A 16,852-nucleotide genomic window follows, 5' to 3' on the forward strand; every position below is an offset into this window, starting at 1 on the left:
GGCGCTAAGCGTTTTTGCATGGCTGATGGGCGCGGGGATTGATTGACTTATTGGCGGGCGCCCTGTATCACCCGGCTCATTCCTTCGCTTGCAAAGACAGAATGAGCTGTCAGGAACTGTATGAAAAGGCGAGGGCGGCTGTATCGTGATGACGGTGTGGCCTCACATCATTTGCCTCTCATGCGGGTCCGACGCTGGCTCTTTGCCAAGCACCGGTCATGACTGCGTTTGGGCAGGCACTTTAGGCGTTAACATGTCGCCGACCGGATAAACGAAGGACTTTCCTTTATGACTGATTTTAACGGGCTCAAACTGATCGAGCCCCTGCTGCGCAATGTTGAAGCGACCGGGTTTACGGCGCCGACCGAAATTCAGGCAGCCACCATCCCGGCTCTTCTCGAAGGCAATGACCTGATGGGTATTTCCCATACAGGTGGCGGCAAAACGGCCGCTTTCTGCCTGCCATTGCTGCAGCGCCTTGCTGAAAATCCCAAGCGCCCGAAACCGGGTCAGCCGCGTGCCGTTATTCTGGCACCGACCCGCGAACTGGCGACCCAGATCGGCCAGTGCCTGCGTGATTTCAAAAAAGGCATCCGCCTGTTTTCTTCTGTTGTCTTTGGTGGCTCCCCGATGGGCCCGCAGATTCAGGAACTGCGCCGTGGCGTGGATATCCTGGTTGCAACCCCGGGCCGTTTGCTGGATCACATGTCGCGCAACACCGTGCGTTTTGACGATGTCGAAGTCTTCATTCTTGATGAAGCCGACCGCATGCTCGACATGGGCTTCTCCGAAGACGTTCTGACCGTTGCCGAACTTCTGCCGAACGATCATCAGACGGTGATGTTCTCGGCAACCATGCCGGCCGAAGTCAAACATCTGACCGATCGTCTGCTCAAAAACCCGGTCAAGGTCGAAACCGCACCGCAGGCCAGTGTCACCGAGCGCGTAACCCAGCGTGGCATGTTCGTGAAACGTCACGACAAGACCAAGCTTCTGGTTCAGCTGCTCAAGCGTGATGAAGCCGAACGTGTTCTGGTCTTCACCAAAACCAAGGCAGATGCCGACGAACTGTCGTTCCAGCTGCGCGATGAAGGTGTCGACAGCGACGCCATTCATGGTGACAAGCAGCAGCGCATTCGTCAAAAAATCCTGCGCAACTTCCGCAATGGCCGTTTCCCTGTGCTGATCGCAACCGATGTTGCGGCACGTGGTATCGACGTTCCGGGCATTACGCACGTGATCAACTATGATCTGCCCCAGGATACCGACAGCTATGTTCACCGTATCGGTCGTACCGGTCGTGGCAGTGCCGAAGGCATCGCGATTTCGTTCTGCGAACCGCGCGACATTCGTCTGCTGCGCAACATCGAACGCCTGATCAAACAGGAAGTCGAGATCGACGAAGATCACGAATTCCATGCTGCCCCGCCGCCCCGTTCAAACGGTGGTGGTCGCGGTGGCCGTGATGGTGGTCGTGGCTTCGGTGGCCGTGGTCGCGGTGGCTTTGGCGGCGGTCGCGATGGCGGTCGTGGCCGTGGTTTCGGCGGTGGCCGTGACGGTGCCCGTGGTGACAATCGTGATGGTGGTCGCGGTCGTGGCTTTGGCGGCGGACGTGATGGCGGGCGCGGCGAAGGTGAACGCGCTGCACGTGATGGTGGCGGTCGTCGTGACTTTAATGATCGTCCGCGCCGTGATGGCGGTGACTTCCGCAATGATCGCAAGCCGCGCTTTGACAATGATGACCGTGCACCGCGCGGTGATCGTGAAGATCGCAATGGTGGCGGTCGTGGTGGCAACTTCCGTCCCCGTGGCGAAGGTGGCAACCGTGACGAACGTCGTTTCGGCGACAAGCCGCGTGGTGATCGCGGTGGTAACTTCCGCGGCCGCGATGGTAACCGTGGCGACAATCGTGATGGTGGACGTCGTGACTTCAATGATCGTCCGCGTCGCGACAACCGTGGTGGCAACCAGGGAATGAAACGCCGTTCGGCGTAAGTCTGCCCCGCTTGTGTGCGGGCACGGATTGAAGGCTGTGCAGGGGATCGACATCGCCCAGGCGTCATGTCGGAGCACAGAACTTCATAAAAAAACACATACGGGGGACCGGCTGGCAACAGCTGGTCCTTCGCCATTTTGGCGTGTGTTACCCGATCTCGAATTTCGAATAATGCGTATTTCGACCTATTCCTTAGTGTGGAATTGAACTAAATTTGCTACACCTACGAGTAAGTTTTCTGGTCTGAATGCAGCCCTGGATTGGGCGGCAGGCAGGGAAAGAGTGGTAATGATGAAGATCTGGCTTGCATCTTTGGCCGTGTTTTTGGCCACCGTGATAGGTTCGGGGCCGCTTCGCGCGCAATCCGATGAAAACGGCGGTGTGCGTGATGCCGACGGGCAGCGCGACTGCACCCGTCTGGTTGCCTCGGGCAATCCGGATTATCCGCCTTATCTCTGGGTCGCCAAGGATGGTGAAACCCTTAACGGGGCGGCGGCCGAATTCATCAAGCGGGTCGGCGAGTTCGCCGGTATCGAGATTGATGTGGTCTATGCCGGCAATTGGGGCCGCGTGCAGCAACGCATGCGCGAAGGGACCCTTGATATGATTGCCGGGGCCTTTCTGACCCTGCCGCGCCTTGATTACATGGACTATTTCTATCCGGCCTTTCAGGGCACCCGCACCCTGATCTGGACGCGCGACAATCTTGATCTGGGCTATAGCCAGTGGTCCGATCTGCTCGGCATCGAAGGCCTGACCGTGATCAATAACAGTTTCGGACAGGAATTTGACGCCTATGCCCGTCACAACCTGACCATTCGCGAAGTCCCCAGCCTCGAGCAGGGCCTGCAGATGCTCTCGCTCAACCGGGCTGAATATCTGATCTACGAAGAATTCCCCGGCAAGGCGGTCGCAGCACACGAAAACATCACCAATATCCGCAGCTACGACACCCCGGTCAGTGCCGAAAACCTCTATCTGACCATGTCGCACAAATCCGAATGCAATACCGGTGAACTGCGCGGACGCCTGTCGCGTGCCGTCTTCGACCTCGTCTCGCGCGGCGTCATGTCCGAACTGCTCGAAGCCAGCATCAAGGAATGGGGCGAACACACCAACTAGGGCATTAGCCAGCCTGAACGCCCGAAACGGCGGGGCCGGAACACCCACCGGCCATTCCGCCCCACGAACCCGCTTGGCGAACCCGCCCGGTCTTTGCACCCGGCGGGCCCAGACACTTCCCGGATTGTACACGCACCCAACAGCGCGCCACGCTGCAGCATGCATCCCTGCCGCACACCCCAGCAGCTCCGGAAGGGACGCACGCCTGCATCACCGGGATCCCGCCGCGATGCGCTGACGGCAACCGCGCGACCACTCCAATCATCCGGCTGCCCCAGTCGGCCAGCCGCTCCAACCGCCCGGCCTTCCCAAGCCCCAGTGCGGGTAAAGCCCCCGGCCACCCAAAACCCCCAGCCGCCCAAAGTCTCCAGCCGGCCAAGGCCCCAGTCGACCAAAACCTTTAGTCACAGGGTCCGCAACCGCCCAGAAGCTCTCGCCTCAGGACACTCCGCCAACCCAGGGAAAAGCCGCCTGATACCGTGCCTCAATCGGGTTTTTGGCATAAATTGGTATAGCTATGCCGATTTGATTTGACGTTAACGTTAACGTTAACTACAACAGAGTCGCGTCAAATCCCGGTACGGTCCCTCATAACCGTGCCGGCTTCACCACAGGATCGCGACATGGCTTCGTTTGAACCGCAAAACCCCGACTACGCTGCCGAAGTGCGCAAGCGTTTCGCCCAGCAGCCCTACAATCTGTCGATCGGGGCGGAAGTTGCTGATGTGCAGCCGGGCCGGGTTGAGGTGATTGTGCCATCGCGCGCCGATCTAATTCAGCATAACGGCTATTTCCATGGCGGTCTGATCGCGGGTTTGGCCGATATTGCCGGTGGGTTTGCCGGCTGGAGCCTGGTTGAGGCCGATCAGGGGATGCTGACGATTGAATATAAACTCAACATCGTCGCCCCCGGTCTGGGGGATCAGCTCCGTGCGGTGGGCGAGGTTGTTTCACGCGGTCGATCGATCATTGTCACCCGCATCGATGTCTTTGGTGTGAGGAATGATGAACCGGTTCTGTGCGCGACATCGCTTCAGACCCTCAAGGTGATGAAGCTGCCGCCGGAATTATTGGATGATGTCGCATAATCATATCGATTATTCACTTTTATCAAAAAATAAGACCACCAGCGTGAAACACGCGTGAAACAGTTAGAAAATACCGAGAAAACATCTAGGGCAGGAACACCATCATGGCATTTTTCGACTTTCCCGGATTGAAGTTCGATCTTGGCGAAACCGCAGAAGCGATCCGCGAAACCGTCTCCTCCTTTGCCGAGGCCGAAATCGCCCCGCGCGCGGCCGAGATCGATGAAACCAACCAGTTCCCCAATGACCTGTGGCGCAAGTTCGGCGACCTCGGCCTGCTGGGCATGACGGTGTCCGAGGAAGATGGTGGGACTGGCCTTGGTTATCTCGAGCATGTCATTGCCATGGAAGAAATCAGCCGGGCGTCCGCCTCGGTCGCGTTGTCTTATGGCGCGCATTCCAACCTGTGCGTCAATCAGCTCAAACGCAACGCCTCAGCCGAACAGAAGGCGAAATACCTGCCCAAACTGATGAGCGGCGAGCATATCGGGGCACTTGCCATGAGCGAGCCGGGCGCGGGATCGGACGTTGTGTCGATGAAGCTCAAGGCCGAGAAAAAAGGGGATCGTTATATCCTCAATGGCAACAAGATGTGGATCACCAACGGCCCGGATGCCGATACCCTGGTGGTTTACGCCAAAACTGACCCGGATGCCGGGGCCAAGGGCATTACGGCCTTTATCATCGAAAAAACATTCAAGGGCTTCTCGACCGCGCAAAAGCTCGACAAGCTGGGCATGCGCGGGTCGAACACTTGCGAGTTGGTGTTTCAGGATTGCGAAGTGCCCGAGGAAAACATTCTCGGCCAGCTCAATGGCGGGGTGCGTGTTCTGATGAGCGGCCTTGATTACGAACGGGCGGTTTTGGCCGCAGGCCCCACGGGGATCATGCGCGCCTGCATGGATGTGGTCGTGCCCTATATCCATGAGCGCAAGCAGTTCGGCAAGGCGATTGGCGAGTTCCAGCTGATGCAGGGCAAGATCGCCGATATGTACACCACGATGAATGCCTGCCGTGCCTATGTTTATGAAGTTGCCAAGGCGTGCGATCGCGATGAAACCTCGCGCAAGGATGCGGCCGGTGTGATCCTGTATGCCGCAGAAAAGGCGACCTGGATGGCGCTGGAAGCCATTCAGACGCTGGGCGGCAATGGCTATATCAATGAATATCCGACCGGCCGCCTGCTGCGCGATGCCAAGCTCTATGAAATCGGTGCAGGCACCAGCGAAATCCGCCGTATGCTGATTGGCCGCGAACTGTTTGGCGAAACCGCCTGAGTTCTGAACCGCTAAACCGAACCCAAAACCCTCGTCCCACGAACACAAAACGGACTTTGACTATGACCATGAGCACTTCTGATCCGATCGTCATTGTTTCCTGCGCGCGTACCCCGATGGGTGGCCTGCAGGGTGATTTCGCCACCGTGACCGCATCCGAGCTGGGCGGTGTTGCCATCAAGGCCGCACTCGCGCGTGGCGGTGTGTCGGCTGATAACATTGATGAAGTCATCATGGGCAATGTGCTTCCCGCCGGTCAGGGGCAGGCACCCGCCCGTCAGGCCGCCTGGAATGCCGGTATCCCGCGGGCTGCGGGCGCGACCACGATCAACAAGATGTGCGGATCGGGCATGAAGGCCGTGATGTTTGCCCACGATACGTTGGTTGCCGGTGGGGCGGATGTCATGGTGGTCGGTGGCATGGAAAGCATGACCAATGCGCCGTTCCTTCTGCCGAAAATGCGGACGGGCCACAAATACGGTCATGACATGGTTTATGACCATATGGCGCTTGATGGGCTCGAAGATGCCTATGACAAGGGTCGCTCCATGGGCACCTTTGCCGAGGCAACAGCAGAAAAATACGGCTTTAGCCGCGAAGCACAGGATGACTATGCCATCACCTCGCTCAAGCGTGCGCAGGAGGCTGCGCAATCGGGCCATTTCAGTGATGAAATCGCCCCGGTGAGTTACGCCACCCGCAAGGGCGAGGTCACGATTGACGCCGACGAACAGCCGCCAAAAGCCAAACCGGAAAAAATCCCGACCCTTCGCCCGGCCTTTGCCAAGGATGGTACGGTGACAGCCGCTCATTCCGCATCGATTTCCGATGGCGCTGCTGCCCTTGTCATGATGCGCGCGTCCGAGGCCGAAAAGCGCGGGCTTAAGCCGCTGGCAAAAATCACCGGTCAGGCCACCCATGCGCAGGAACCCTGCTGGTTCACGACCGCCCCGATTGACTCGATCAAGAAAGTGCTGACCAAGGCGGGCTGGACCAAGGACGATGTCGATCTTTGGGAAATCAACGAAGCCTTTGCGGTGGTGGCGATGGCTGCGATCCGCGATCTTGAGCTTGATCGCGGCAAGGTCAATGTCCATGGCGGTGCCTGTGCGCTGGGCCATCCGATCGGGGCGACCGGTGCGCGATTGCTGGTGACCCTGATCCATGCGCTTAAAACCCATGGCGGCAAAAAGGGTGTGGCGTCGCTTTGCATCGGCGGGGGTGAGGCCACGGCGGTCGCGATCGAGCTTCTGTAACTTTCAGTTGGAATATGTGAACCAGATTACGCCCCGGCGATCTCTGCGCGGGGCTTTCTGGTGACAAAGAATTGTGGTCCTGCTATCGGATTTGCCGTTTTATCGCGGGGTCCGTGGCTGTTTGCGACAGACTGCGGTGTTGTTGTCGAGGGGTAGTCATGCAAGACGTCTTGAGTCTGGCGGCGCAGAACCTTCTGTCGCCCATCGTTCTGTTCTTTGTTCTGGGGGTGGGTGCCGCCCTTGCGCGATCGGATCTGACGATCCCGGAAGCGTTTGCCAAGGGCATATCGCTTTATCTGCTGTTTGCCATTGGGTTCAAGGGAGGGGTTGCTGTTTCCAATAACGGCATCGACCTGACATTGGGCATGAGCTTGGCGGCGGGTCTGATCCTGTCCTTTGTGCTGCCGTTTATTGCTTTTGCCCTGCTGCGTGCGATATCGCAGCTGAGCCGAACGGATGCCGCGGCGGTGGCGGGGCATTATGGCTCGATCTCGATTGTTACCTTTGTCGCGGCAACCTCGGTTCTGCAAAGTTCGGGCATCGTGGCAGAGGGCTACATGGTTGCTGTTGCGGCCGCGATGGAAGCGCCTGCCATATTCTCGGCCCTGTTGCTGGTATCATCGGGGGGCAAGGGCCGCCTGGACGGGGCGCTGATCCGTGAAATCCTGCTTAATGGTTCGATCGTTTTGCTGGTCGGCAGTTTCTTTATCGGCTGGGTCACGGGCGCGGAGGGCATGGCCAAGATCGAGGCGCTGATTGTTTCGCCCTTCCAGGGGGTTCTGTGCCTGTTCCTGCTGGATATGGGGCTGGTTGCCGGACGTGGTCTCAAACAGGGGCGTGCGGTGTTGCGCCCGGGGCCGCTGGCCTTCGGGGTGTTGATGCCGATCATTGGATCGTGCCTGGGGCTGGTCTTTGCGCTGATTATTGGTTTGTCACTTGGTGGTGCGGTGCTGCTGATGGTGCTGGGCGCCTCGGCAAGTTATATCGCGGTGCCCGCAGCCATGCGCGTTGCCCTGCCCGAAGCCAACCCGTCGGTCTATCTTACGCTGTCACTTGGCGTGACGTTCCCCTTCAACCTGACGCTTGGCATTCCGCTGTATCTTGCGATGGCCAGTGCCGTTCACGGAGGTTAATCCCATGGAAAAGCATGATGCCAAACGCGTAGCGATCATTATCGAAGCCATCATGGAAAGCCGCCTGCGCCAGGCGCTTGAGGGGGCCGGTGTGACCGGCTTTTCGGTTTTGCCAGTCCTTGGCGGATCGGGTCGTTCGGGCAATTGGAGCCGCGATGACACCGTGTCGCGCGGCGGCGGTATGGTTCAGGTGATCTGCATCATCCGGCCCGAGAAACTTGACCGGATGCTGGAAGCCGCATTCGAGGTGGTCGACCGCCATATCGGCGTTGTCACAATTAGCGATTGTCAGGTGCTGCGCGCGGATCGTTTCTAGAAACGTCAGGGTTTTGTTGGGATCAAAACAAAGGAGATCGCACGTTTAAAACGATTCAGAAGGTGTGAATGAGGGCTATCAACTTGGGCGAATTGGTCCTATTTTGGCGACAGCGTCATACAGAATAGGGGACTTCGCGAGATGCCAAAGCCAACCGTTGATCGGATGCTTGCCGGGTTCAAGAGCTTCAAGGCGATGTATTATGATCAGCGCCCGGAGCGCGTCGAAGACCTGGTCAATATGGGCCAGCGACCGGAAGTTCTTCTGATTGCCTGTTCTGATTCCCGCGTTGATCCCGCCATTCTCACCAATGCCGAACCGGGCGAGATGTTTGTCATCCGTAACGTGGCCAACCTTGTTCCGCCCTATGAGCCCGACGAAAATTATCACGGGACGTCTTCGGCAATCGAATTTGCGGTACGCGATCTCAAGGTCAAGGACATCGTCATTCTCGGCCATTCGGCATGCGGGGGCATGCAGGCCCTGGTGAAACATGGCGAAACCGGCAAGGTGCCGGACCGTGACTTTATCGGCGAGTGGGTCAGCATTGCGAAATGCTGCCTCGAACATGGCCCGGATGCCGACAAGGTATCGCGCCATTCGGTACGCAACTCGCTGCAAAACCTGATGACATTCCCGTTCATCAAGGAACGGGTCGAGGCCGGTGACCTCAAGCTGCATGGCTGGTGGTACGGCATGAAAGAAGGGATCCTGTGGCGCTTTGATGCCGAGCAGGACAAATTTGTTCAGGGCGAAGAATAAGCCCGGCCTGATTGATCAAGATGATCTTCTGATCGCAGGACCGGACATCGCCCACGAACACATATTGGGAGGATGACCGTCATGCGGTTGGAAGAACATCAGATCATGGTGCGCGACACCGCGCGCGAGTTCGCCGAAAACGAACTCAAACCCAATGCCGCAAAATGGGACCTCCACCATACCTTCCCGGCAGAAGCCATCGCCGGGCTGGGCGAGCTTGGCTTTTTGGGCATGCTGGTGCCGGATGAATATGGCGGGGCGGGCATGGATCATGTCGCCTATGCCTTGGCGCTTGAAGAAATTGCCGCCGGGGATGGGGCGACCTCGACCATCATGTCGGTGCATAACTCTGTCGGCTGCATGCCGATCCTGAAATTCGGGACAGAGGCCCAAAAACAGGGATTTCTCGTGCCGATGGCGCGCGGCGAAAAGATCGGGGCTTTCTGCCTGACCGAACCGCAGGCGGGATCAGATGCCAGTGCGCTGCGCACCCGTGCGGTCCGCGATGGTGATCACTGGATCCTGAATGGCGCCAAACAATTCATCACATCGGGGTCTGAGGGCGATGTCGCCATCGTCTTTGCCGTGACCGATCCGGAAGCCGGAAAACGCGGCATTTCCGCCTTTATCGTGCCGACCGATATGCCGGGCTATGTCGTTTCCCGGGTTGAGGAGAAGCTTGGTCAGAATGCCTCTGATACCTGTCAGATCACCTTTGTGGAATGCCGGGTGCCAGCCGAAAATATGCTGGGCGAGGAAGGACATGGCTACAAGATCGCGCTGGCCAATCTTGAAGGCGGGCGCATCGGCATTGCTGCCCAATCGGTCGGCATGGCGCGCGCGGCGTTTGAGGCCGCCAAGGACTACGCCAATGAACGCGAAACCTTTGGCAAGAAGATCATTGATCATCAGGCGGTGGCGTTCCGTTTGGGCGATATGGCGACCAAGATTGATGCCGCCCGCTTGCTGGTGCAGCGCGCCGCCACCTTGCGCGATGATCACAAGCCCTGCCTGACCGAGGCCTGCATGGCGAAAATGTACGCGTCTGAAATTGCCGAAGAGGTTTGCTCGGCCGCGATCCAGATTCATGGCGGCTATGGCTATCTCAAGGACTTCCCGGTCGAGCGCATCTATCGCGATGTCCGGGTCTGCCAGATCTATGAGGGCACGTCTGATATCCAGCGCATGGTGATTGCGCGTTCGTTGGCGGATTGATGTTGCTAAACCATTGTCGGCTTTCATCAGGGAGAGGCTTTTGAAAGTTCGTTTTAGCTTCCCAGTGAGAGGCAGTTTAGTTGTAAAGCAAAAGGAAGTCGTTCTTGATAGCTTTCGGTTCAATTTCATTGCCAATAATGAACGAGGCGTAGTCGACGAGCTTGTGGTCGAGGTTATGAATGTTCCTCAAGAGAGATGGCCGAGGCTTGATTGGCAGATAGGGGCTCTTGGCTCGCGGTCTCAAGATTTCCCGTTCAAAGTTAACGAAAATATGTTTGGCTTCCGAGATATACGGCAAGAGCTAATCAGACTGGAAGGCTTGCTGAGTGTATACGGGCTGGAGGAGATACTCTTTGGCGAGTTATCGGTGAGTTGGTTCTTGGACGATGGAGACGGAGACATTGCTCACGGGCTTCTTCAGGACTGGAAGCTCTCCGCCCCACTCGAGCGTCCAAGAGAGGGTTATCTTGAAGGTGAATTTATTGAAAGATTGATCACTGCATCTTCTTCGGAGACGGATGAGATATCTTCTTTGAGTTTGTTTAGAGCTGCTAGGTCACATTTTCAGAATCAGAGGTATATTGACTCGATCAGGGCTTTCTATCTCTTCCTAGAGTATCTCTTTGCTGGCGGGCACACGAGCAAGCGTCAAACTGTTGCTGCCTTCCAGCAAAACTCGGTTCTGATCAAAGCAATTGAAGATATGCTTCAAGAGAGAGATGTTCAGGAAAAATTCTACAAAGTGTCGAATAAGTACCGTGCTTTTAGCGTTGGGGTTTCAGCGAATAGTGTCTGTGAGTTTTTATTCGAGATTCGAGGAGCTTTGCAGCACGCAAATGCCTTTGAGATGAGAAAGTGGCATCCTAGTGAGCATGAGGAGCTTCTTACAGAGGCGGCACTATTTTTCGAACTCTCTCACATATTAAGTTGGGAAATTGCAGAGAAAGCAGCGAGCGCAATTGAGCCCAATGGTTAGAACGCAGTAATTGGTGTGATGCTTACGTTTTTGCATGAGGCACCATCACCTCGCCCTGCATCAGGCGTCGGGCGGTGCGAAACACCGTGACGGCGTTAACAGAGAAATCATCGACCGTGCTGCCGCTGATATCGGCATCCAGGGCCAGTGTGCCGGACGGGTGGGCGATGGTCAGTGGTTGACGGGCATCCGTGTTCGCACGCGCCAGTTCATGGGCGACCGAGCCCGGCAGTTTCATGGTCGCGGCCAGACACATGCCGCCTGTAATCGGGCTGGATGCGTGGGCCTGTCCGGTCGAAATCATGCGAAGCACAATATTGGTGGCCGGGCTGTCCTGATCGGTCGGGGCGGAGACGATGGCGATTTGTGGCAGGTTGCGGACCGTAGTTTGGGCGTCTTCTCGGCTGCAAATCCCCATGCGAACGGCTGCGGCAATGCGGATGGTTTCGATCTTGTCCAAAAGACCCGGCGTTTCGGTGATCTCGGCCGGGCTTTCGCGCCCGGTCAGGCCAAGGCTATGCGCATGGATGCAGGCAATCGGGTTGCTGACATCGACCAGTGAGACCTCAACGGCGCCAAAGCCATCGGTCTCGAGAACTTCACGCGTCTTGCCGGTCGGAAGCGTCTTGCCGGTGCTTGATCCGCCGGGTGCCAGAAAGGATAGCGCAATCGGGGCGCCTGTCCCCGCGACACCATCCAGGGCAAAATCGCCGTCGAGTTTCGGCATGCCGTTTTGCAGCGCAAATCTGGCAACGATGATCTTGCCGGTATTGGTATTGTGGATGCGGATGATTGCTTGATCACCCGATGTTTCAACCAATCCTTCCTCAATGGCATAAGGTCCGACGGCCGAGGAGATATTGCCGCAATTGCCCTTGTAACTGATCACCGGTGCATCCACCGAAACCTGCCCGAAGGTGTAATCGATATCGGCGTCATCGCGGGTTGATTTGGCAATGATGGCGATTTTCGAGGTCGAAGACGTCCCGGCCCCCATGCCATCAAGCTGACGCTTGTTCGGATCGGGACTGCCCATGGCACTCAGGATCATGGAATCGCGTGCGGGACCCGCCGGCGGTAAATCCTCAGCCCGGAAAAACAGCGCCCGACTGGTGCCGCCACGCATGAAAACGGCACGGAGCGGGATTTGGGGAGAATGGGTCGTGTTCATTTTGGGGCGCTCCGAAGGGTGATGTTTTGGGGCGGTGGTGCAAAGCGATCAAGGAAGCGTTCGGCGCGCGGTAAGGCATCGTGCAGAAATTGTTTTGGTTCGCGCAGCCATAGCCCGTCGATTTGCCGTGATTTTTCTTCGGAAATCAATACGTCGCGCGGGATTGGTTTAATCTCTGCATCCCAGTCTGCCCAACGCTGGCGGGTGCGGCGAAAACAGTGATCGATGAATGTCTGGCGGTGGCTGTAGCCGCGATAGTCGAAAATCCAGTCATCCCACGCAATGACAATGTGATTGCCGGTAAAGCCCTTGTGCGGGCGAAGCCATAAAGGCGTCATGTCATCGGTGCCGTAACGCTTTAGGAATGCATGGGCAAGAATGTGGCAGGCACCGCAAGCAAAGAACACGCGATCCGGCAAGTTCCAGCGCATCACCGGGTCGCTCTTGCGGTAGTTCGGTGTTCTTGGCTGGTACATCGCGTTCAATCCTGATGCTTGGCGAGCAATCCGTGCTTCTCAAGCAAGCGACGAAACTGGTGGTAGTTCAGGTGAAGGGATTTGGCGGCTTCGGTCTGGTTGTTGGCGTTTTGGCGCAGGGCCTGTTGCAGCAATTTGATTTCGAAATTTGCGACCTGTGATTTGAAGTCGATGGTGCCGTCCGGGGTGCTGTCGGGTTCGGGCGTTTCAGTTGCGCCGGGTTGGCTGGTTGCACTGTTTTCGGTTTCTGACCAGATGCCGTCAAACGGATCAAGGGTGATGTGGGCGAGCGGGGTTTCGTCGTCTTCAGTGAGGTAAATGCTGCGTTCAACCGCGTTGCGCAATTCGCGGATATTGCCGGGCCAGGGATGGCGGAGCAATTGTTCGGCGGCATGCCGCGAGAAGCCCGGGAAAACGCTGCGACCCAGACGTTTGGTCATCTCGAGCGCGAACTGTTCGGCGAGTAACAGGATATCATCAGACCTTTGGCGCAGCGGCGGGACGGCGATGACGTCAAAGGCCAAGCGATCCAGCAGATCGGCGCGGAACTTGTTGGTTTTGGCCAGTTCGCGCAGGTTTTCATTTGTCACACCAATGACGCGGGTGTCGACTTCGATGACTTCCGAGCCACCGACACGCTCAATCTCGCCATATTCAACCACCCGCAAAAGCTTTTCCTGCACGACCGGGCTGGCGGTGGCGATTTCGTCCAAGATGATGGTGCCGCCATGTGCCCGTTCGAACCGCCCAACATGGCGTTTGGTCGCCCCGGTAAAGGCGCCGGCTTCGTGGCCGAACAGTTCGGTATCAAGCAGGCTTTCCGTCAGGGCCGCGCAATTGACCTTGATGAGTGGGCCACCCCAGCGGCGCGAGAGATAGTGCAGGCGGGCGGCAATCAGTTCCTTGCCCGAGCCGCGCTCGCCAATCACCAGACACGGGCGTTCGATCGGCGCCAGACGTGAAACATGTTCAAGGGCGGCCAGAAAAACGGGGTCTTCGCCCAATATCGGTTGCAAGCTATCCATTTCGCGAAAAACGTTATCGAAAAACGACAATATTGTCGCGATAAAAGTTAGTTAAAAAGTCTGATGATTTGTTAAGTCATTGATTTTTCGGAATTTCAAAACTGGCACGGCATTTGAAATGTAGGGTCTGAACTCACTAAGATGTCTGCAATGGCAACAACCAGATAAGCGAAATACAAGGAAAGGCCCGCAGAGCGGGTCGGCATCCCGGTCAAGGGGTTTGACGTAGGAGTTCGCTTATCTGGTCGTTGTCCTTCGGATTGCTCTGATTTGCACGGGCTACTTTGTCGAAAGGCATTGAAAGATATAGATCTTCCTGCTGCCTTGCTCCGCGTATCCGCACAAATCAGAGCAACCATTACAAACATCTTAGTGAGTTCAGACCCTAGATCAGAATTTTTACGTCCCCCGAATGAACAAGGAGATCAGACAATGGGCGTGTTTTCGCGTTTGTCCGATATCGTAAATGCCAACATCAACTCGCTGCTGGATCGTGCCGAAGATCCGGAAAAAATGGTGCGGTTGATGATCCAGGAAATGGAAGACACCCTGGTTGAGGTCCGGTCTGCTGCCGTCAAGGCGATTGCCGACAAGAAGGAAGTCGAGCGCAAGCTTAAAAAACTTCATGACGGTCAGGTCGAATGGGACACCAAGGCGGAATTTGCCGTGTCCAAGGGCCGCGATGATCTGGCGAAGGGTGCGCTGATGGCGCGCCGTCGTCTGGCCGATCAGAGCCTTGTGCTTGAGCGTGAGCTTGAAGTGATCGAGGAAACCCTTGGCAAGTATGACGAGGACCTCAACAAGCTTCAGAACAAGCTCAATGAAGCCAAGGGCAAGCAGCGCGCGGTCGAAATCCGCATGCAGACCGCTGAAAAGCGTGTCAAAATGAAGGAAAAGCTGCATTCGGGTCAGATTGATGATGCGCTTCTGCGTTATGAGCAGATGGAGCGCCGGATTGATGAGCTTGAAGCCGATGCGGACTCCTGGGAGCTTGGCCGAGGCCAGAGCCTTGAAGAGCAGTTTGACGACCTTGAGGCAGAGCTCGGGATCGAGGATGATCTCAAGGAACTCAAAGCGCGTGTGAAAAAAGACACGAAGAAAGACAAATAAGTAACTGGCTCATGTGTTTTGAAGCACAGGTCTGTTTGAAAGAACGAGATGTCGAATATGTGGGCGATTGCCGTACCCTTGATCGTTTTGATCGCCGTTGTTGGCCCGGTCTGGGTGGTGTTTCATTACATCACGGTCTGGAAACGCATGAAGGCCGAGCAACGCACACAAAGCCCGGAACAGACAGCGCGCGAAAAGGAAATCGTGGCCGATCTGAAACAGCGGGCCAAGCGACTCGAAACCCGTGTCGAAACACTTGAACGCCTGTTAGATGCCGAGGTTGCCGAATGGAGGAACAGGATATGACGGCCCAGCAAGCTGCTGCCGGAAATGGTTTTCAGCGCGGTCACAAAAGGCGCGGATGCCGTTCATCGCACGCCAACCGTGACGGAAAGCAATGTCATGGTGTGATCGGCCGGACCACGCGCGGCATTTCAGAAGCCTTTGGCATTCCGCGCAAAGGGGTGCTGATCGCCTTTATTCTGGTTCTGATCTTCAGCTTCCCGGTTGGTGTGATGCTGTTTGGTCTGGCCTGGGCCTATGTCCATCACCCGGACTGGTTCGATGGCCTGCGCGGCAAGGTGCGTGGTGCGGGGCAAAGCACATCGGCCGGACGTGCGGCACGCCAGAACAACAGCAAAGCCGATGCCGAAGACGAACGCCCGACGGTGGGTGTCGATTATGAAGAAAGCTGGATGGAAGATCTGCGTGAGCAGTTTGACGATCTGGAACGGCGTACCGGCTCAATGGAAGGTTTCGTCGCATCGGGTGATTACCGGACGGCGTCGGAATTCAAAAAGATGAAGGACGAAGACGCGGCCAACAGTGCCGATGATGCGGACGACAAGCCGGACGCACCGAAGGCATAAGCCTTTGCCATACAGATTTTTACGAGATTGACGACGGTTTCAGCTTTCCCCAATCCCCCCTCGCGTTAGCAATGTGAGATCGTCGTCAAACATATGAACCGGACCTTTTCCCAAGGTCCGGTTTTGTTTTGTCTGGAACTTGGGTTCGGGGTCAGGCGATGCGTTTTTGCGCCGTGCTACTGGCCGGGGCAAAGGCATCGTGGATGACGTTTTTAAGCGCGGTTGTGGGTTCGCCGTGGGCCTGACGGGATGTCCGGATCACGGTCGTGACCGAAGGCGGGGCGGGGAAGACATCGGTAATGACCTGAATATCAGGTGTCAGGCAATGATCGCCGATCAGGGCGACGCCAAGCCCCGATGCGACGGCAGACACAATCGCATTGCTGCTGGCACAGGTCAGAATGGTTTCAAATCCTGATGCATGGGTCAGGCCGGTTTCCATGGCCCATTTCTGATAAAAACAATCCGGATCAAATGCCAGAAACGGGATCGGTTTTGACCAGTCGAGTTCGAAATCATGGGCCTTGATCCAGTGCAGCGGTGTCTGGCGCAAGACAATATCGGTTGGGCGTTTGAGGTGCTCAAACAGATCAAAGACGCCAAGATCAATCTCGCGATCCTCAAGCTGTTGCGCGATATGCAGGCTTTGGCCGGTGGTGGTGCTGACCGCGACGTCGGGATAGAGCTTTTTGAAATGACCGAGAATGCCGGGCAGGCCGTTATTGGCCATGTCCTCGGTCATGCCAAGGCGCAGACGCCCTTTCAGCGGTTTGCGCGCCAGGCTGATCAGGGCTTCTTCATGAATGGCGAGAATACGCCGACCATAGGTCAGAAGCTGCTGACCTTCGCGGGTGAATTTTGCCCCGCCGGCGCGACGATCAAGAATGGCGTAGCCCAGCCCGTCCTCAAGCCGTTTGATTTTGTGCGATATGGCTGATTGCGACAGGGCAAGATGATCGGCCGCGCGGGTAATGCCGCCGTGATCGGCAATGGCGCACAGTGCTTCGAGGCTTGCGATATCAAGACGGGGCATGGTGGGTTCTTTCCTGACGGCGTGTGC

Annotated in this window: 17 protein-coding genes; 13 read left to right on the plus strand and 4 right to left on the minus strand. The window is 56.9% G+C overall.

Annotated elements, in window-relative coordinates:
* Window positions 1-288 precede the first annotated feature (288 nt).
* The 10 genes from ACXAIA_RS02895 to ACXAIA_RS02940 all read left to right on the plus strand — a co-directional run bounded on the left by ACXAIA_RS02895 (window position 289) and on the right by ACXAIA_RS02940 (window position 11,141).
* Window positions 289-1,995 (plus strand): DEAD/DEAH box helicase, encoded by a 1,707-nt coding sequence (locus tag ACXAIA_RS02895; protein ID WP_475348018.1) that lies wholly within the window; start codon window positions 289-291, stop codon window positions 1,993-1,995.
* A gap of 289 nt (window positions 1,996-2,284) precedes the next feature.
* Window positions 2,285-3,118, plus strand: coding sequence for a substrate-binding periplasmic protein (locus ACXAIA_RS02900; protein ID WP_475348019.1), 834 nt, complete (start codon window positions 2,285-2,287; stop codon window positions 3,116-3,118).
* A gap of 623 nt (window positions 3,119-3,741) precedes the next feature.
* On the plus strand, window positions 3,742-4,206 hold the full coding sequence (locus ACXAIA_RS02905) for a PaaI family thioesterase (RefSeq protein ID WP_475348020.1): 465 nt from the start codon (window positions 3,742-3,744) through the stop codon (window positions 4,204-4,206).
* A 104-nt stretch (window positions 4,207-4,310) separates the two neighbouring features.
* Window positions 4,311-5,483 (plus strand): isovaleryl-CoA dehydrogenase, encoded by a 1,173-nt coding sequence (locus ACXAIA_RS02910; protein WP_475348021.1) that lies wholly within the window; start codon window positions 4,311-4,313, stop codon window positions 5,481-5,483.
* 68 nt (window positions 5,484-5,551) lie between these two features.
* Window positions 5,552-6,739, plus strand: a complete 1,188-nt coding sequence (locus tag ACXAIA_RS02915) for an acetyl-CoA C-acyltransferase (RefSeq protein ID WP_475348233.1) — start codon at window positions 5,552-5,554, stop codon at window positions 6,737-6,739.
* Window positions 6,740-6,897: 158 nt separating this feature from the next.
* On the plus strand, window positions 6,898-7,872 hold the full coding sequence (locus tag ACXAIA_RS02920; protein ID WP_475348022.1) for a sodium-dependent bicarbonate transport family permease: 975 nt from the start codon (window positions 6,898-6,900) through the stop codon (window positions 7,870-7,872).
* A gap of 4 nt (window positions 7,873-7,876) precedes the next feature.
* The gene (locus ACXAIA_RS02925; RefSeq protein ID WP_475342755.1) at window positions 7,877-8,188 is read left to right on the plus strand and encodes a P-II family nitrogen regulator; all 312 of its coding nucleotides are present in this window, start codon (window positions 7,877-7,879) and stop codon (window positions 8,186-8,188) included.
* 141 nt (window positions 8,189-8,329) lie between these two features.
* The gene (locus tag ACXAIA_RS02930; RefSeq protein ID WP_475348023.1) at window positions 8,330-8,950 is read left to right on the plus strand and encodes a carbonic anhydrase; all 621 of its coding nucleotides are present in this window, start codon (window positions 8,330-8,332) and stop codon (window positions 8,948-8,950) included.
* Between the two features lie 81 nt (window positions 8,951-9,031).
* Window positions 9,032-10,165 (plus strand): acyl-CoA dehydrogenase, encoded by a 1,134-nt coding sequence (locus tag ACXAIA_RS02935; protein WP_475348024.1) that lies wholly within the window; start codon window positions 9,032-9,034, stop codon window positions 10,163-10,165.
* A gap of 40 nt (window positions 10,166-10,205) precedes the next feature.
* Window positions 10,206-11,141, plus strand: coding sequence for a hypothetical protein (locus ACXAIA_RS02940; protein WP_475348025.1), 936 nt, complete (start codon window positions 10,206-10,208; stop codon window positions 11,139-11,141).
* A 22-nt stretch (window positions 11,142-11,163) separates the two neighbouring features.
* Here ACXAIA_RS02940 and ACXAIA_RS02945 read toward each other — a convergent pair whose 3' ends face one another.
* The 3 genes from ACXAIA_RS02945 to pspF are packed head-to-tail and all read right to left on the minus strand — an operon-like array spanning window position 11,164 to window position 13,813.
* Complete coding sequence (locus ACXAIA_RS02945) at window positions 11,164-12,312, minus strand: PrpF domain-containing protein (RefSeq protein ID WP_475348026.1); 1,149 nt, start codon at window positions 12,310-12,312, stop codon at window positions 11,164-11,166.
* Window positions 12,309-12,788 carry a hypothetical protein gene (locus tag ACXAIA_RS02950; RefSeq protein ID WP_475348027.1) on the minus strand — a complete coding sequence of 160 codons (480 nt, stop codon included), beginning with the start codon at window positions 12,786-12,788 and terminating at the stop codon, window positions 12,309-12,311. The genes ACXAIA_RS02945 and ACXAIA_RS02950 overlap by 4 nt, the downstream gene beginning before the upstream one ends.
* A gap of 5 nt (window positions 12,789-12,793) precedes the next feature.
* Window positions 12,794-13,813, minus strand: coding sequence for a phage shock protein operon transcriptional activator (gene pspF, locus ACXAIA_RS02955; protein WP_475348028.1), 1,020 nt, complete (start codon window positions 13,811-13,813; stop codon window positions 12,794-12,796).
* 432 nt (window positions 13,814-14,245) lie between these two features.
* Here pspF and pspA point away from each other — a divergent pair, with 432 nt between their 5' ends.
* From pspA to ACXAIA_RS02970, 3 genes are read left to right on the plus strand one after another with little or no spacing between them, the layout of a single operon-like run.
* Window positions 14,246-14,923 carry a phage shock protein PspA gene (gene pspA, locus ACXAIA_RS02960; RefSeq protein ID WP_475348029.1) on the plus strand — a complete coding sequence of 226 codons (678 nt, stop codon included), beginning with the start codon at window positions 14,246-14,248 and terminating at the stop codon, window positions 14,921-14,923.
* Window positions 14,924-14,971: 48 nt separating this feature from the next.
* Window positions 14,972-15,229 carry an envelope stress response membrane protein PspB gene (pspB, locus tag ACXAIA_RS02965; RefSeq protein WP_235285114.1) on the plus strand — a complete coding sequence of 86 codons (258 nt, stop codon included), beginning with the start codon at window positions 14,972-14,974 and terminating at the stop codon, window positions 15,227-15,229.
* Window positions 15,226-15,792 carry a hypothetical protein gene (locus tag ACXAIA_RS02970; RefSeq protein ID WP_475348030.1) on the plus strand — a complete coding sequence of 189 codons (567 nt, stop codon included), beginning with the start codon at window positions 15,226-15,228 and terminating at the stop codon, window positions 15,790-15,792. The genes pspB and ACXAIA_RS02970 overlap by 4 nt, the downstream gene beginning before the upstream one ends.
* A gap of 151 nt (window positions 15,793-15,943) precedes the next feature.
* On the opposite strand, the gene ACXAIA_RS02975 is transcribed toward ACXAIA_RS02970, so the two are convergent.
* Window positions 15,944-16,825 carry a LysR family transcriptional regulator gene (locus ACXAIA_RS02975; RefSeq protein ID WP_475348031.1) on the minus strand — a complete coding sequence of 294 codons (882 nt, stop codon included), beginning with the start codon at window positions 16,823-16,825 and terminating at the stop codon, window positions 15,944-15,946.
* Window positions 16,826-16,852: the final 27 nt, after the last annotated feature.

Source organism: Thalassospira sp. ABL2_045, from assembly GCF_056161285.1.

Excerpts from the sequence above, each read along its gene's own strand:
- ACXAIA_RS02895 (WP_475348018.1), top strand. The coding sequence starts at position 289 with ATGACTGATTTTAACGGGCTCAAACTGATCGAGCCCCTGCTGCGCAAT.
- ACXAIA_RS02900 (WP_475348019.1), top strand. The coding sequence starts at position 2,285 with ATGATGAAGATCTGGCTTGCATCTTTGGCCGTGTTTTTGGCCACCGTG.
- ACXAIA_RS02905 (WP_475348020.1), top strand. The coding sequence starts at position 3,742 with ATGGCTTCGTTTGAACCGCAAAACCCCGACTACGCTGCCGAAGTGCGC.
- ACXAIA_RS02910 (WP_475348021.1), top strand. The coding sequence starts at position 4,311 with ATGGCATTTTTCGACTTTCCCGGATTGAAGTTCGATCTTGGCGAAACC.
- ACXAIA_RS02915 (WP_475348233.1), top strand. The coding sequence starts at position 5,552 with ATGAGCACTTCTGATCCGATCGTCATTGTTTCCTGCGCGCGTACCCCG.
- ACXAIA_RS02920 (WP_475348022.1), top strand. The coding sequence starts at position 6,898 with ATGCAAGACGTCTTGAGTCTGGCGGCGCAGAACCTTCTGTCGCCCATC.
- ACXAIA_RS02925 (WP_475342755.1), top strand. The coding sequence starts at position 7,877 with ATGGAAAAGCATGATGCCAAACGCGTAGCGATCATTATCGAAGCCATC.
- ACXAIA_RS02930 (WP_475348023.1), top strand. The coding sequence starts at position 8,330 with ATGCCAAAGCCAACCGTTGATCGGATGCTTGCCGGGTTCAAGAGCTTC.
- ACXAIA_RS02935 (WP_475348024.1), top strand. The coding sequence starts at position 9,032 with ATGCGGTTGGAAGAACATCAGATCATGGTGCGCGACACCGCGCGCGAG.
- ACXAIA_RS02945 (WP_475348026.1), bottom strand. The coding sequence starts at position 12,312 with ATGAACACGACCCATTCTCCCCAAATCCCGCTCCGTGCCGTTTTCATG.
- ACXAIA_RS02950 (WP_475348027.1), bottom strand. The coding sequence starts at position 12,788 with ATGTACCAGCCAAGAACACCGAACTACCGCAAGAGCGACCCGGTGATG.
- pspF (WP_475348028.1), bottom strand. The coding sequence starts at position 13,813 with ATGGATAGCTTGCAACCGATATTGGGCGAAGACCCCGTTTTTCTGGCC.
- pspA (WP_475348029.1), top strand. The coding sequence starts at position 14,246 with ATGGGCGTGTTTTCGCGTTTGTCCGATATCGTAAATGCCAACATCAAC.
- pspB (WP_235285114.1), top strand. The coding sequence starts at position 14,972 with ATGTCGAATATGTGGGCGATTGCCGTACCCTTGATCGTTTTGATCGCC.
- ACXAIA_RS02970 (WP_475348030.1), top strand. The coding sequence starts at position 15,226 with ATGACGGCCCAGCAAGCTGCTGCCGGAAATGGTTTTCAGCGCGGTCAC.
- ACXAIA_RS02975 (WP_475348031.1), bottom strand. The coding sequence starts at position 16,825 with ATGCCCCGTCTTGATATCGCAAGCCTCGAAGCACTGTGCGCCATTGCC.